15 protein-coding genes and 1 riboswitch are annotated in these 14,653 nt (G+C 28.7%); of the genes, 13 read left to right on the forward strand and 2 right to left on the reverse strand.

What is annotated here, in order from left to right; all coding sequences use genetic code 11:
- Positions 1 to 8 precede the first annotated feature (8 nt).
- The 5 genes from KGF38_RS14305 (at position 9) to KGF38_RS14325 (ending at position 4,375) form a co-directional block, all read left to right on the forward strand.
- Positions 9 to 314, forward strand: a complete 306-nt coding sequence (locus KGF38_RS14305; protein ID WP_054271892.1) for a PTS lactose/cellobiose transporter subunit IIA — start codon at positions 9 to 11, stop codon at positions 312 to 314.
- Between the two features lie 99 nt (positions 315 to 413).
- Positions 414 to 749 (forward strand): PTS sugar transporter subunit IIB, encoded by a 336-nt coding sequence (locus tag KGF38_RS14310; protein WP_054271891.1) that lies wholly within the window; start codon positions 414 to 416, stop codon positions 747 to 749.
- A 31-nt stretch (positions 750 to 780) separates the two neighbouring features.
- Positions 781 to 2,103, forward strand: coding sequence for a PTS sugar transporter subunit IIC (locus tag KGF38_RS14315; protein WP_054271890.1), 1,323 nt, complete (start codon positions 781 to 783; stop codon positions 2,101 to 2,103).
- A gap of 9 nt (positions 2,104 to 2,112) precedes the next feature.
- Complete coding sequence (locus KGF38_RS14320; RefSeq protein WP_227832476.1) at positions 2,113 to 3,183, forward strand: aminopeptidase P family protein; 1,071 nt, start codon at positions 2,113 to 2,115, stop codon at positions 3,181 to 3,183.
- A 4-nt stretch (positions 3,184 to 3,187) separates the two neighbouring features.
- Positions 3,188 to 4,375, forward strand: coding sequence for a MalY/PatB family protein (locus tag KGF38_RS14325; protein WP_227832477.1), 1,188 nt, complete (start codon positions 3,188 to 3,190; stop codon positions 4,373 to 4,375).
- A 188-nt stretch (positions 4,376 to 4,563) separates the two neighbouring features.
- On the opposite strand, the gene KGF38_RS14330 is transcribed toward KGF38_RS14325, so the two are convergent.
- Complete coding sequence (locus KGF38_RS14330; RefSeq protein WP_074180110.1) at positions 4,564 to 5,436, reverse strand: aldose 1-epimerase family protein; 873 nt, start codon at positions 5,434 to 5,436, stop codon at positions 4,564 to 4,566.
- 393 nt (positions 5,437 to 5,829) lie between these two features.
- A complete protein-coding gene (locus KGF38_RS14335) occupies positions 5,830 to 6,021 on the reverse strand; it encodes a hypothetical protein (RefSeq protein ID WP_227832479.1) in 192 nt (63 codons plus the stop codon).
- Between the two features lie 219 nt (positions 6,022 to 6,240).
- On the opposite strand from KGF38_RS14335, the gene cobT reads away from it, so the two are divergent.
- The 8 genes from cobT to KGF38_RS14375 all read left to right on the forward strand — a co-directional run bounded on the left by cobT (position 6,241) and on the right by KGF38_RS14375 (position 14,652).
- Positions 6,241 to 7,287 (forward strand): nicotinate-nucleotide--dimethylbenzimidazole phosphoribosyltransferase, encoded by a 1,047-nt coding sequence (gene cobT / locus KGF38_RS14340; RefSeq protein WP_074180111.1) that lies wholly within the window; start codon positions 6,241 to 6,243, stop codon positions 7,285 to 7,287.
- Positions 7,288 to 7,319: 32 nt separating this feature from the next.
- The gene (gene cobU / locus KGF38_RS14345; protein ID WP_227832480.1) at positions 7,320 to 7,880 is read left to right on the forward strand and encodes a bifunctional adenosylcobinamide kinase/adenosylcobinamide-phosphate guanylyltransferase; all 561 of its coding nucleotides are present in this window, start codon (positions 7,320 to 7,322) and stop codon (positions 7,878 to 7,880) included.
- 9 nt (positions 7,881 to 7,889) lie between these two features.
- Positions 7,890 to 8,663, forward strand: coding sequence for an adenosylcobinamide-GDP ribazoletransferase (cobS, locus tag KGF38_RS14350; protein ID WP_074180112.1), 774 nt, complete (start codon positions 7,890 to 7,892; stop codon positions 8,661 to 8,663).
- 20 nt (positions 8,664 to 8,683) lie between these two features.
- Positions 8,684 to 9,298, forward strand: coding sequence for a histidine phosphatase family protein (locus tag KGF38_RS14355; protein ID WP_074180127.1), 615 nt, complete (start codon positions 8,684 to 8,686; stop codon positions 9,296 to 9,298).
- A 55-nt stretch (positions 9,299 to 9,353) separates the two neighbouring features.
- A riboswitch (cobalamin riboswitch) is annotated at positions 9,354 to 9,533 on the forward strand.
- A gap of 114 nt (positions 9,534 to 9,647) precedes the next feature.
- Complete coding sequence (locus KGF38_RS14360; RefSeq protein ID WP_074180113.1) at positions 9,648 to 11,162, forward strand: cobyric acid synthase; 1,515 nt, start codon at positions 9,648 to 9,650, stop codon at positions 11,160 to 11,162.
- Positions 11,163 to 11,201: 39 nt separating this feature from the next.
- On the forward strand, positions 11,202 to 12,578 hold the full coding sequence (locus KGF38_RS14365) for a cobyrinate a,c-diamide synthase (RefSeq protein ID WP_074180114.1): 1,377 nt from the start codon (positions 11,202 to 11,204) through the stop codon (positions 12,576 to 12,578).
- The gene (gene cbiB, locus KGF38_RS14370; RefSeq protein ID WP_074180115.1) at positions 12,579 to 13,550 is read left to right on the forward strand and encodes an adenosylcobinamide-phosphate synthase CbiB; all 972 of its coding nucleotides are present in this window, start codon (positions 12,579 to 12,581) and stop codon (positions 13,548 to 13,550) included.
- Positions 13,551 to 13,581: 31 nt separating this feature from the next.
- The gene (locus tag KGF38_RS14375) at positions 13,582 to 14,652 is read left to right on the forward strand and encodes a pyridoxal phosphate-dependent aminotransferase (protein ID WP_074180116.1); all 1,071 of its coding nucleotides are present in this window, start codon (positions 13,582 to 13,584) and stop codon (positions 14,650 to 14,652) included.
- The last annotated feature ends 1 nt before the right edge of the window (position 14,653 follow it).

Here is a 14,653-nt window from a genome sequence, read left to right on the forward strand (position 1 = left end):
ATAGGAAAATGTCAACAGAGTTACAAATAATGGAGCTTATATCAACTGCAGGAGAAAGTAAATCAAAAGCTTTCGAAGCTTTAAAAAAAGTGAAAGTAAAAGATTTTAAAGGAGCAAAATTGTTAATAGAGGAGGCTCGTAAAATAGATATTGAAGCTCATAGAATACAGACAGAATTGATAACTCAAGATTTAAATGAAGATGTTGAAAGTCCAGCAATGAGTCTTTTAATGGTACATGCCCAAGACCACTATATGACTTCTCAACTAGCAAAAGACTTGATAGAGGCTTTGATAGATTGTCTTGACAAGTAGTTGTAGTGTATAAATAAATTATTTACATAAATTTTCTTTTAGAAAGTTTTAAATGCTTTCAAGAGATAATAAAAAATATAAATTTTAGGAGGAATTATTATGAAAATATTATTATGTTGTGCAGGTGGATTTTCTACTAATATGCTAATGCAAAATATGAAGAAGGTAGTAAAAGAAAGTGCTAAACTTGATGAAAAAGATTTTGAATTTACAGCTATACCAGCAGATTCAATAGAAAGTGAAGTTGATGATTGGGATATAGTACTTATAGGACCTCAGATAGCTCACAAAATAGATTTTTTAAAAGGGATATTAGAACCAAAAAACAAACCCTTTGCAGTAATAGATAAAGATGTATATGGGAAAATGGATGGAGCTACAGTTATGAAGTTAGCATTAATAACATATAAAAAGCATCAATTAGCTCAAGGGTAATAAGAATATTGAGGGGAAAGGGGGATTAAATATGTTTTCAAAATTTGAAGCGTTCATGAATAGAGTATTTATGCCTTTAGCTCACAAGGTTGACAATCAGCGTCACCTTGGTTCTATAAAGGCTGGTATGGTGGCTATGACACCATTCACTATATTAGGAAGTATATTTGCAATACTTCCAGCACTTCCAAACATGCTTGGAGAGAGTAACTCGATAAGCAAATTTATATTGAATAATGCAACAATACTAGACTTACCAGTAAGTCTTTCCATAGGTTTGATAGGATTATATGCTTGTATGTGTATTGCTTTTAATTTAGGTAATTATTATAAGTTATATATACCAGGTTGTGTTGCACTATCAACTTTTTCTTTTCTATTCCTAGTAGCATCATTCACACCAGATGGAGCATTAGAAATAGGAAACTTAGGAGCTAAAGGGCTATTTACGGGGATGATAGCAGGACTTGGTTCTGTAGAGTTATATAATTTCTGTGCTAAGAAGAATATTACAATAAAAATGCCAGAAAATGTACCTGATTTTGTATCTAGGTCTTTTGAATTGATACCAACTACTATAATAGTTTGTGGTACTTTTATAGTTGCACGTTTTATTTCATTAAAAGTGTTTGGAGAATTACCTCCACAAATACTTACTCAATTTTTATCTCCATTAGTAGGAAGTATGGATAATCCATGGTCAGTTCTTGCTCTTAATTTTGCTATATGTACGATATTCTTTTTCGGAATACATTCATCAGTATTTAGCCCTATAACTAGACCTATAATGATTACATTTATAGCTGAAAATATAGCAGCTATGCAAGCTGGTGAAACAATACCTCATTTCTTTACAGCAGGAGCTTCAAGTGCATTCTTTGGATTTACAGGTTGTGGAATTAGTATAGGTTGTGTAATTGCATGTATGTTATCAAAAAACGCATCTTATAAAAAGATTGGACGTGTATCATTATTCCCTGCATTATTTGGAATAAATGAACCAATATTATTTGGTGCACCAATAATATTAAATCCAGTAATGTTTATACCACATGTATTTGGTGGGGCTATAATAGGGACATTGCCAATGTTTTTTATGCATTGGGGATGGTTAGCAAAACCAGTATTTGACCCTCCATATGTGGGGGTATTCTTAGAAGGTTTTTTAACTAATGGAGATTGGCATTCTATATTAGCAAATGCATTACAGCTAGTATTGGCAGTCTTATTATATTGGCCATTCTTTAAAATAATGGAACGTCAACAGAATAATAAAAAACAAAAAGAAGAAACAAAGAACATATTCTCTAAAGAAGAAGAAGACTTATTAGATGGCTTAGGTCTGGATTTCTAATATTTTGATATGGATAATACAATAGAGAGACTAGTAGATTTAATCTATAAAAGAGGTGTTGACGCTCTTTTGATTAAAGCTAAGAACACTAAAAGATACATAGGAGCATTATCAGGTAGTGGTGTGTATGTACTTATTACTAAAGATAAAAACTATCAAATTCTAGATGGTAGATATATTGATGAAGCAGATAAAAAAACGACTGGCTTCATAAAAAGAGTTGTATCTCAAGGTACTTATATACCAAATATAATTGGGCTATTAAGAGAATTGAATATAGGAAAGTTAGCAATAGAAAATCAATCTATGAGTATACAAGAGTATATTTTGCTAAAAAATGCAGGCTTTGAAATCAATTTAATAACCAATGAATTATGGAAGTTAAGGTCTGTGAAATCTAAAGAAGAGATTGAACTTATTAAAAATGCTTGTGATATTACAGACGAAGTGTTTAATGAAGTTATTTCTGAGATTAAAAAAGATATGACCGAACTAGAAGTATCAGCTCTAATTCAGTATCATGCATTGAAAAAAGGTGCAAGTGGTATGTCTTTTGAGACAATAGTGGTATCAGGGGAAAGAGGAGCAATGCCACATGGAAGACCTACAAATAAAAAGTTGAAAGTAAATGAAGCTATAACGATAGATTTTGGTGTTGTTTATCAAGGGTATCAATCGGATATGACTCGTACAATATCTATAGGTAAACCTCCTAAAATTATTCAAGAGATATATAATGTAGTATTAGAAGCACAATTATCTGCAATAGAGTCAATAAAAGAAGGAGTTAAGGCCCGTGATGTTGACAAAGTAGCTAGAGAAATTATAGATAAACATGGATTTGGTGAGTATTTTAATCATGGTCTAGGTCATGGTATAGGTCTTGGAGATGGCGAGATTCCTACTCTAAATCCAAATAGTGATGATATATTAACCGAGGGAATGGTAATGTCTTGTGAGCCAGGAATCTACATTCCAAATATAGGGGGAGTTAGGATAGAAGATGACATTGTTATAATAGATGGAAAAGGTGTTCCACTCAATAAGACATCCAAAGATTTTATGATATTAGGAGAATAAAATTATGAAATATAATTTTGACAAAGTATTAAATCGTAAAGAGGGGAATTGTAGGAAGTGGAGCAACCATGTAATTAAAGAAAAGTTTGACTTAAATGAAGATGCAATTCCTATGGATTTAGCTGATATTGATTTTGAATGTGCTCCTGCTATAAAAGAATCTATCTTAAAAAGAGCATCAGTAGGAGATTATAGTTATACTTTTATAGGAGATGACTTCTATGATTCTATTATAAATTGGAATAAAAGAAGGTTTGATATATATGTAGAAAAAGAATGGATAAAGTTAACTTTTGGGACTGTTTCAACACTTCATTATATAGTCCAAACATACACTAAGCAAGGAGAGTGTGTATTGATAAATACACCTGCCTATGACCCTTTTGCAGAAGCTGTAGTAAACAATAATAGAAAATTATGTTGTAGCTCATTAAAATTAGAGAATAATAGATATTATTTAGACTTAGAAGATATAGAAGCTCAAATGAAATACAAAAATATAAAATTATTTATATTCTGTAGTCCACAAAATCCATCAGGTCGTATATGGACAAAGGAAGAACTGTATAAAGTATCAGAGTTATGCTTAAAGTATAATGTACTTTTGGTAAGTGATGAAATTCATAGGGATATAGTATTTAAAGGTCATAGATTTGTGTCTTTATGGAATGCTCATCCAGAAATTTATAAAAATAGTATAATCTGTGTATCTCCTAATAAAGGATTCAACTTAGGAGGATTAAAAACATCTTATGTATTAATACGAGATTTAAAAGTTAGAGAAATTTTGTTAGAAAGATTAAAAAGTAATTCAATAACTTCTCCAAATGTATTTGCAATACCAGCGATTATTGCAGCATACAATGAAAGTGAAAAATGGCTAGATGAAATGACCAATTATGTAGAGAATAATTTTGAAATAGTTTATGATTTCTTTGAAAGATATATACCAAAAGCAAAGGTTATGAAGTCAGACTCTTCTTTTCTGGCTTGGATAGATGTTAGAGAAGTATTTGAAAATGAAGAAAAAGCTAAAGAGTTTTTTAGACATGCAAATTTAACTATGGTAGTTGGAAGTTATTTTGTAAAAGATGGAGAAGGGTTTATCCGTCTTAATATAGGGTGCCCTAAAGAGACATTAAATGAAGCTCTAAATAGAATTAAAAAAACGTATATAAGTATGTACTGTTAAATTAGAAAAAATAAGCTATTTATAGGTTTATATAAAAGCATATTGTTTAGTTATTAAATATTACTGGAATTTTGCATTCCAGTAATATTTTTTGATTAAGGAATATTAAATAATACTACCTCATATTCTTATACTAGCTTATGTTAAAATATTTTATCATTTTGGTAGTACATGTAACTGACTTTTATTTAATGTATATTTATATTGTAAGAAGCAGTAAAAATTTTTCCTTTACCAAGTTTATTAATGAATTTCTTATCTTTATAAATTTTATTAGAATGTATACTATCAGCAAGACCATACCAAGGTTCTATACATAAAAATGGAGCAGTAGAATTAGTTTCACTATAATAAGGAGTCCAAATACCAACTAGAGGAAAATCTTGCATAGATAGAGTTATATATTTGCCACCATCATTATTACATATAGACACTTCATCTATATTAGTGTATATTAAGGCATCATTCTTGAATAATTCTGGACTTAACTGTAAGTTTTTTAAATCTCCGATAAATGTTATATCATCTATAAAAGAAGTATTTAAATTGATTTTTTCTACATCACTTCTTTTTTTAAATTCAAGATGATATTTAGAAAAATCATTTTGCTCAAAAAGAGGAAGATTAAATGCAGGATGTCCGCCTATAGAAAAGAATATATCTTTAGAGTCAGTATTTTTTACAATCCACTCTATATTTATACTATTATCTTTTAATGTATAATTTATGATTAGCTCAAAAGAATATGGATACTTTTCTAAAGTAGATTCATTGTCTGTTAATTTATAAGATATGAATGTATCTCCTTTATCTATAATCTCAAATTCCATATCTCTGGCAAATCCATGCTGAGTCATGCTATATAGATTTTCTTCTATTATAGTTTCATTATCAACAAGTTTACCTACTATAGGAAATAATATAGGTGATTGTCTACCCCAATATTTTTTATTACCATTCCAAAGAATGTCTTTATTATATCTTTTAGAAAATATTTTAGTGAGTTCAGCACCAGAATTGTTTGATTCTATAATTAACTTTTCATTTTGTAATATATTCATTTAAAATCTCCTTTATTATATTTTATGAGTATATTATACTATAAAGTATAAGGATTATTAAATTTTATTTGATATTATATTTGAAAGGTAGATTTTAGTATATTTTGAAAATTTTGTTTTGAAAATTTGGGATTATTTAAGAAATTTTGTATTATAAATAGAAGGAAATAGATAAATTGTATAGAATAAAATATATTAAGATAAGTTAATAATGTTAAATGGGAAGTGAGTTTATGGAAAAACCAAATACAAAAGTTGTTAACTTTCAAGAGTATAAGGACAGAAAAAATGAAAGAGAAGTAAACAGAGACGAACTTTTAAAGCTTATAAAAAAAATTGTGACTTCAAAATAGGGAGTTGTTAAACTCCCTATTTTAATGGGTTTCATAATATTTAAGACATTCTCAGTCCATATATATAATCTTTGAATTGCGAGAAATCTGATTCGCTACTTAACTCGATAGTTTCTGAACCTTCCGTATAAAAATTCTTAAGATATATAGTGTAATTATTATCTACACAATCATGATAAATACATCTATATCCATCTTCATATAAATTTTTTAATTTAGAAAAATCATCCACAAAATCATCTCCTTAAAGTTCTTTTAAATATATTTTTACAAAAAGCATGCGATTGTATGCAAATTCATAATGGAAAATAAAGGAAATAGAGATAAAATGTAGAATAATTTTTGTATATATGTAAAAATAAAAATAAAAAGTTGAAATTTTTAGAAAATAAGAGTATTTTTTATCTAAAAAGATAATTTAAAAAATAAAAAAATGTTGGGAGGATAGAAAATGAGTTTATTAGAAAGTATATCAAAAAATATATATTCTTTAGATAATTCTTCTATTGAAAAAACAAAGCAGAGATTGGACAGGCTTATACATCCAACTGGAAGCTTAGGCAAAATAGAAGATATTTGTATGCAATTATCAGGGATATTTGGTAATGAAAATTTTGATACAAGTAAAAAAGTTATAATAGCTTTTGCAGGAGACCATGGTGTATATGAAGAAGGTGTAGCGCCTGACCCTCAAAATATAACAAAACTACAATTTCCAAATTTTTCGAAAGGATTATGTGGAGTTGGAGTAATAAGTAAATTTGTAGGGGCAGATGTTGTAGCTGTAGATGTAGGAATAAACTGTGATGAAAAACTAGAGGGAGTATTGGATTATAAGATTAGAAAAGGAACATCAAACATGGCCAAAGGGCCAGCTATGAGTAAACAAGAAGCTATTAGATGTTTAGAGATAGGAATTGAAATAGCAGAACAGTGTATAGAAAAAGATTACAAGGTTATTGGTATTGGAGAGATGGGGATAGCAAATACTACTCCAAGTACAGCAATAATATCTGTAATTTCAGGCTGTGACCCATTAGAAGTTACTGGTATAGGTGCAGGTCTTAAAAAAGAGAGACTAAAACATAAGGCTGAAGTAATCAGAAGAGCTATTGAAATTAATAATCCAAATCCAACTGATGGAGTAGATATTTTATCTAAAGTGGGTGGATTTGAAATAGGTTCAATGGCAGGTGTAATATTAGGATGTAGTGCTAATAGGATTCCAGTAGTAATCGATGGATTTATTTCTTATGCAGCAGCACTAATTGCTTATAAGATAAATCCAAAAACTAGAGAATATATGATAGCATCTCATCTGTCAGCAGAATCAGGAACTAAGAGAGCCTTAGATATATTGAAATTAGACCCTTTACTAAATATGGATATGAGGTTGGGTGAAGGAAGTGGAGCTGCTTTAGCATTTAACATAATAGAAGCTTCAAATTATACTTATAAGAATATGGCAACTTTTGATGAAATTGACATGGGGAGATAAGGCATAAAAATTTAATTTGTAGGAGTGTTTTGATGAGTGAAATTGTTCTGGTAACAGGAGGAGCTAGGTCAGGGAAGAGTAACTTTGCAGAAAAGCTATGTTTAAATAAGAATAATAAAACAGCTTATATAGCAACTTCTATTCCGTTTGATGATGAAATGAAAGATAGGGTAAAAAAGCATCAAGAAAATAGACCTAGAAATTGGGATACATATGAAATATATGAAGATATATATTCCATAATTAGACAGCTATACAAAGAACATGAAACTGTTATACTAGACTGTGTAACCTTATTAGTAAATAATCTAATGTTTAAACACAATCTAAATATAGAAGAGTCTACTCAAGAAGAGATAAACAAATTGGAAGAATATATAAAAGAACAAGTTATAAGACTTATTGAAGAAATAGAAAAAACAAATCTATACTTTGTATTTGTTACAAATGAATTAGGTATGGGAATTGTTCCTGGGAATAAACTTAGTAGGATATATGCTGATATTGTAGGTCGCATAAATCAATACATAGCATCAAAAAGTAATGAAGTTTATTTTGTAGTTAGTGGCATACCTATGAAAATAAAGGAGTAGTATGTGACTATGAAAAGATTTATTTTAATACTACAGTTTTTAACAAGGATACCTATAAAATTAAATGTAGGATTTGATGATGAATTTTATAAATCAATAGTGTATTTTCCACTTGTAGGCTTTGTTATTGGTGTATTATCTTATTTAATAGGATGGATTTCTATGCTTTTATTTGAACCATTTATAGCTTCTATAATAATAACTCTAGCTGGGGTATTAATTACTGGAGGTCTTCATATAGACGGATTAGGAGATACATTTGATGCAATATATAGCTATAGAGATAAAGAAAAAATGCTTGAAATAATGAAAGATTCAAGGTTAGGTACAAATTCACTTTTAGCAATTATGTTTGTGCTTTTATTAAAGGTTGGATTCATATACAATATAATAAGTAATAATTCATTATGGGTTATAATATTTATGCCAATGATTGCAAGATTAGGAGTAATGTTATTGACATATAAAACTGTGACACCAAGAGAAAAAGGAATGGGAAATTTATTTATAGGTAAACTGACTACAAATATGTTAATAACAGCTATAGTATATACATCATTAATAGTTATTCTTATTACTAAATTTATATTCTTATTACCTAATATAGTGTTGATTAAAATATTAGGTTCAGCTATAGTAATTTTTATATTTATAATATTATTCAAAAAACACATTTATAAAAAGATTGATGGAGTAACAGGTGATATATTAGGTTGTGGAATAGAACTTTCAGAGCTTGTATATTTGATTTATATATATTTGTTAATTTTTATGTTTTTTTAAAACTAAAAAGTGGTGATAATGTGATAAGATTAATACTAATAAGACATGCATTGACAAATGATAATGAAAAAGGAAGATTATCAGGTCACATAAATAGTTGTATCAGTGAAGAAGGAAAAATTCAAATAAATAAAATTACTGAATACCTAAGTAATGAAAATATAGACCGAATTTACACGACACCATCTTCACGTACAAAGGATACAATAGAAAAGATATCAAGGTTAAAATTAATAGAAATAGAAGAAAAAGAAGCTTTAAGAGAAATTAGTTTTGGAGACTTTGAAGGAATAACTTTTGAAGAAATTAAAGTCAAATATCCCAAAGAGTTCGAAAAGATGATAGAAGAAGGTAACAACTATAGATATCCAAATGGAGAAAGTCTCATAGACTCTTATAAAAGAGTGGCAAAAGAAATTGATAATATACTTTTAGAAAATGATAGTCATTTAGATATAAAAACAATACTTATATGTTCTCATGCAGGAACAATAAGAAATATAATAACACATTTGATTTCTGGTGGTTATAAATATCATTGGAACTTTAAAATTGATAATGCATCTATTACAGTTTTAGAAATTAATAGTGGATTTACTGTAGTAGATAAAATGAATTTTACAGACTTTATATAATTTAATTAAAATTAAGTATTACAATATATGTCTGTAAAAATATTAATGAAAATAGAATATTAGATTAAAATTAGGTTCTTAATTATATGTTAAAAGGGAAAAAGGTTAGATGCCTTTGCAGCCCCCGCTACTGTGAAACCAACGAAACTATAAATACCACTGTCAATTTGATGGGAAGGTTATAGAAGTAGGATGAAGTTAAGCCAGGATACCTGCCTAATTTAATTTAAAACAAGAGGTCTTCGGGGTGAAAGATTTTTAATTAATACGTATAAAAGTCCTATCTTTAGAAGCAATAGGACTTTTTTTATTGGCATTTTAGTAAATTTTAGCAAGGAGGGGTTAGAAAGTGGGGAAAAAAATAATGCTACAAGGAACAGCATCAAACGTAGGTAAAAGTATCTTAGTAGCAGGTTTGTGTAGAATATTTAAACAAGATGGTTATACTGTTGCTCCTTTTAAGTCTCAAAATATGGCTTTAAATTCCTTTATAACTAAAGAAGGATTAGAAATGGGAAGAGCACAAGTATTTCAAGCTGAAGCAGCAAAAATAGAGCCTATAGCTGATATGAATCCAGTTCTATTAAAACCTTCTGGAAATAACAAAAGTCAAGTTATTGTAAGAGGTAAAGTTATAGGGGAAATGCCTTCTTCCCAATATCATGATTACAAACTAGAATTGGTAGATATATTGAAAGATACCTTTGATAGCTTGAATTCAACTTATGATATTGTAGTTATGGAAGGCGCTGGTAGTAATGCAGAGATAAATTTAAAAGATAGAGATATATCTAATATGGGTATGGCAGAAATAGCAGATGCACCTGTAATAATAGTTGGAGATATTGATAGAGGAGGAGTATTTGCATCATTAGTAGGAACAATGCTTTTATTAAATGAAGATGAGAAAAAAAGAGTAAAAGGTGTAATAATTAATAAATTTAGAGGAAAAAAAGAGCTTTTACAAGATGGAGTAAAGATGCTAGAAGACATTATAAAAGTACCTGTTATAGGAGTAGTTCCTTATACAGATATAAAAATAGAAGATGAGGATAGTGTGACTACTAGATTTAAGAAAAAAATGAATAAAGGTGATATACACATAGAAATAATTAGAACTCCACACATGTCAAATTTTACAGATTTCAATATATTTGAGACACAAGAAGATGTAAGCATCAGGTATGTAGATTTTGGAGAATCTTTAGGAAATCCAGATATGGTAATAATACCAGGAACTAAAAGTACTATAAATGATTTAATGTATATAAGAGAAAGTGGTCTTGAGTCACAAATTAAAAATTTGCATGGTCAAGGTAAATTGATATTTGGTATATGTGGTGGGTATCAAATGCTAGGTAAGAAATTAAGAGACCCTTATCATGTTGAAAGTGAAATTGAAGAAGTTGATGGTATAGGTCTCTTAGATACAGAAACAATATTTGAGAAAGAAAAAACTACCACACAAGTAGAAGCTACTATTGTTGAATGTAATGGTGAATATATGAATGACCTTAAAGGTATAAAAGTAAAAGGTTATGAAATCCATATGGGTATTACAAATCGAGGTGATGGTATAAGAAGCTTAGATTTGATAACAAAAAAACTGGATGAAGAAGTGAATTATACTGAAGGAAGCATAAATAAAGATGGTACTGTAATTGGAACTTATATTCATGGAATCTTTGATGAAATAAGTTTCACAAGGAAAATTTTAAATAATATAAGAAAGAAAAAAGGTCTACAAGAATTAGAAAGCAAGGTAAATTCTTTTGGTGAATTTAAAGATAAAGAATATGATAAATTGGCTGATTTTTTAAGAGAGCATTTAGATATAGAGAAAATATATGAGATTATGAAATAGTAATGATTCTGTATTTATAATTTAGGTAGGAGGTGTATTATGAAAAAAATCTTAATTGCAGGTACCAGTAGTGGAGTAGGCAAGACAACAATTTCATTAGGAATAATGCAAGCCTTAGTCAAGAGGAATATGAAAGTACAGCCATATAAAGTAGGGCCAGACTATATAGACCCTTCATATCACACTTTTATAACTGGAAGACATTCCAGAAATCTAGATTCTTATATGTTAGATGATGAAAAAATAAAGTATATAGTGAATAAATCATCAAAAGATGCAGATATTTCAGTAATAGAAGGTGTTATGGGGCTATATGATGGTTTTGGAATAGATTTAGATAACTGTACAAGCTCACATACTTCAAAGGTGTTAAAATCACCTGTTATATTAGTTATAAATGGAAAATCTATGGCTGCATCTAGTGCTGCTATGGTACTTGGATATAAGGAATTAGATAAAGATGTAAATATAAAAGGTGTCATAGTAAATAATGTTAAGACCAATAGCCATTATCAAATAATTAAAAGTTCTATAGAGAAATATTGTAATATTGAAGTATTGGGGTATTTTCCTCCAAATAATAAGTTTTCTTTAGAATCTAGACATTTAGGATTGGTTCCTAGTGTGGAGATGAAATCTTTAAGAGAAAAATTTTATACTTTAGCTGATGAAATTGAAAGTTATATAGATATTGATAGGATAATAGAAATTTCAGAAAGTGATGAGTTTGAGAGTGATTTTGATTTTCAAACTTTAATAGAGAATAATGAAATAAAAAAGCATGTTAAGAATAAATCAATAGCTATAGCATATGATAAGGCATTTAATTTTTATTATAGAGAGAATATAGAGCTTTTAGAAGAACTTGGATTAGAGGTAAACTATTTTAGCCCTCTTGAAGATACATCAGTGCCAACTTCAGATTATATTTATATTGGAGGGGGATTTCCAGAGATATTTGGAAAAGAATTGGAGGCAAATGAGTCAATGAGAGCTTCTATATTAGAGGCACATAACAATAACATACCAATTTATGCAGAATGTGGGGGGCTGATGTACCTAGGTGAGAAACTATTGAATCAAGAAGAACAAGAATTTAATATGGTTGGTATATTCAGTGGAATTAGTAAGATGACATCTTCTTTAAAAAGATTTGGATACTGTATTGGTGTAGCTAAAGAAAATACTCTTTTATCTAAAAAAGGAGAGGCTATCAAAGGTCATGAGTTTCATCATTCAATATTTGAAAGTGATGAAAAATGTGCATATTCAATGAAAAAAGAAAGAGATGGAAATATAGTTGAGGAATGGGATGGCGGTTATAGTAAAGGAAATACTTTAGCTACATATCTTCATACTCATTTCTATAATAATTTAAATTGTATAGAAAATTTTTTGAATAAAGGAAATAAGTAAATGAATATTTTATCTATTTATATAGGATATGTGGCAGATTTAATTGTAGGAGACCCGTATTCTTTTCCTCATCCAGTAAGGTTTATTGGTAAACTTATAAATTTTACTCAAGGTATAATAAGGAAGGTCTTTAAGAGTGATAAACAGTTAAAATTTGGTGGATTTATATTATGGTTTATAACTGTGGGAATAACGTATTTAATAACCTATTCTATAGTGAAGTTATTTAGCTTTAATGGATTATTGAGCGTTGTGGTAAATGGTTTTATAATTTATACCACACTGGCTACAAAATGTTTGAAAGATGAAGCTTTAAAAATTTATAATGTATTAAAAACTGGAGATATAGAGAAATCTAGAACGCAGTTGTCTTATATAGTAGGTAGAGATACTACTACTTTAAGTGAGTCTGAGATAATAAGAGCAACTGTAGAAACTGTTGCAGAAAATACTGTAGATGGTATAATCGCACCTATGTTTTATGCATTTATTGGAGGAGCACCACTTGCTATGGTGTATAAAGCTATAAATACATTAGATTCAACTGTTGGATATAAAAATGAAAAATATAAAGATATTGGCTTTGCTTCTGCTAAGATTGATGATGTAGCCAATTATATACCAGCTAGAATATCCGTTGTCCTTATGACAATTGGGAGTTTCTTTTTACGTTACAACTATAGAAATTGTTTTAAGATATCCATTAGAGATAGAAAGAATCATAAAAGTCCAAACTGTGCTTTTTCAGAGGGTGCAGTATCTGGTGCTTTAGGAATCCAATTGGGTGGTACTAACGTTTATTTTGGGGAAAAAGTATATAAGCCAACAATAGGGGATAAGCTTAGGGAGATAGATAAAGAGGATATAATTAAAACGAATAAAATTATGTACGCATCTTCGTTTGTATCCATATTAGTATTTACACTATTATATGTGTTGTGTAGGATGATTTTAATCAAATTAATTATATAAATGATGGTTTGCGAACTTAAGGGGGACATAGATGAAGGATTTAGGGCATGGTGCCAATGTGGATGAGATGGCTGAATTGTATGGGAAAGACCCAAAAGAAATAATAGATTTTAGCTCAAATATAAATCCAAATGTATTGCCAAATTTAGAAAAATACATTTTAAAAGGATTAAAGGAGTGTAGGAATTATCCAGACATAAACTATACAAATTTGAGAGAGAATATATCAAAATATATAGATATAAATCCGAACTTTATAATACCTGGAAATGGTGCTACAGAAGTGATTTATTTGCTTATGAAGAGTCTTAAAAAAAGATTAGCTATAATAAATCCTACATTTTCAGAATATAGAAGAAGTGCTAAGTTAAACAATCTAGATATTATAGATTTAGAGTTAGATTCAGAAAATAATTTTAAATTTGATATAGATATAATAAAAAATAACATTGAAAAATTCGATAGCTTATTTATATGTAATCCTAATAATCCTAGTGGAAATGTTCAAGACTTAAAGGAGCTTGTTTATTTATTAGGTCAGTATAATAAGATGTTAATAGTTGATGAAACTTTTATGGAGTTTGTTGAAGATGAAAATGAGTATAGCTTAGTCAAATATATAGAATCAAACAAAAACATATTCATAATTAAAGCTGTGACTAAGTTTTTTGGTATGCCTGGCTTAAGGTTAGGATATGGTATTACAAGCAATACTAACATTATGGACAAAATTTATGAATACAAAGAGCCATGGACTATAAATTCTTTTGCAGACATACTATCTGATTTTATTTTTGAAGATAAAGAGTATATTAGAAAGAGTAAAGAATATTACATAAAAGAAAGAAAATACATGTTACAAGAGTTGAGAAACGTAAAAAATATAAAAGTCTATGATACAGATGCTAATTTTATTTTGATAAAAATTTATAAAAAAACATCTAGAGAATTGAAAAAAGATTTATTTAAGCAAGGAAATTTATTGGTTAGAGATGCATCTAACTTTGTAGGACTAGATGATAGTTTTATAAGAGTAGCTATAAAATCTCATGAAGATAATAAAATTCTTATAGAAAATATAAAAGGTTTATTGGGTGATTAGA

Source organism: Clostridioides sp. ZZV14-6387 (genome assembly GCF_020657835.1).
Taxonomy (GTDB): Bacteria; Bacillota; Clostridia; order Peptostreptococcales; family Peptostreptococcaceae; genus Clostridioides; species Clostridioides difficile_A.

Excerpts from the sequence above, each read along its gene's own strand:
- KGF38_RS14305 (WP_054271892.1), top strand. The coding sequence starts at position 9 with ATGTCAACAGAGTTACAAATAATGGAGCTTATATCAACTGCAGGAGAA.
- KGF38_RS14310 (WP_054271891.1), top strand. The coding sequence starts at position 414 with ATGAAAATATTATTATGTTGTGCAGGTGGATTTTCTACTAATATGCTA.
- KGF38_RS14315 (WP_054271890.1), top strand. The coding sequence starts at position 781 with ATGTTTTCAAAATTTGAAGCGTTCATGAATAGAGTATTTATGCCTTTA.
- KGF38_RS14320 (WP_227832476.1), top strand. The coding sequence starts at position 2,113 with ATGGATAATACAATAGAGAGACTAGTAGATTTAATCTATAAAAGAGGT.
- KGF38_RS14325 (WP_227832477.1), top strand. The coding sequence starts at position 3,188 with ATGAAATATAATTTTGACAAAGTATTAAATCGTAAAGAGGGGAATTGT.
- KGF38_RS14330 (WP_074180110.1), bottom strand. The coding sequence starts at position 5,436 with ATGAATATATTACAAAATGAAAAGTTAATTATAGAATCAAACAATTCT.
- cobT (WP_074180111.1), top strand. The coding sequence starts at position 6,241 with ATGAGTTTATTAGAAAGTATATCAAAAAATATATATTCTTTAGATAAT.
- cobU (WP_227832480.1), top strand. The coding sequence starts at position 7,320 with ATGAGTGAAATTGTTCTGGTAACAGGAGGAGCTAGGTCAGGGAAGAGT.
- cobS (WP_074180112.1), top strand. The coding sequence starts at position 7,890 with ATGAAAAGATTTATTTTAATACTACAGTTTTTAACAAGGATACCTATA.
- KGF38_RS14365 (WP_074180114.1), top strand. The coding sequence starts at position 11,202 with ATGAAAAAAATCTTAATTGCAGGTACCAGTAGTGGAGTAGGCAAGACA.
- cbiB (WP_074180115.1), top strand. The coding sequence starts at position 12,579 with ATGAATATTTTATCTATTTATATAGGATATGTGGCAGATTTAATTGTA.
- KGF38_RS14375 (WP_074180116.1), top strand. The coding sequence starts at position 13,582 with ATGAAGGATTTAGGGCATGGTGCCAATGTGGATGAGATGGCTGAATTG.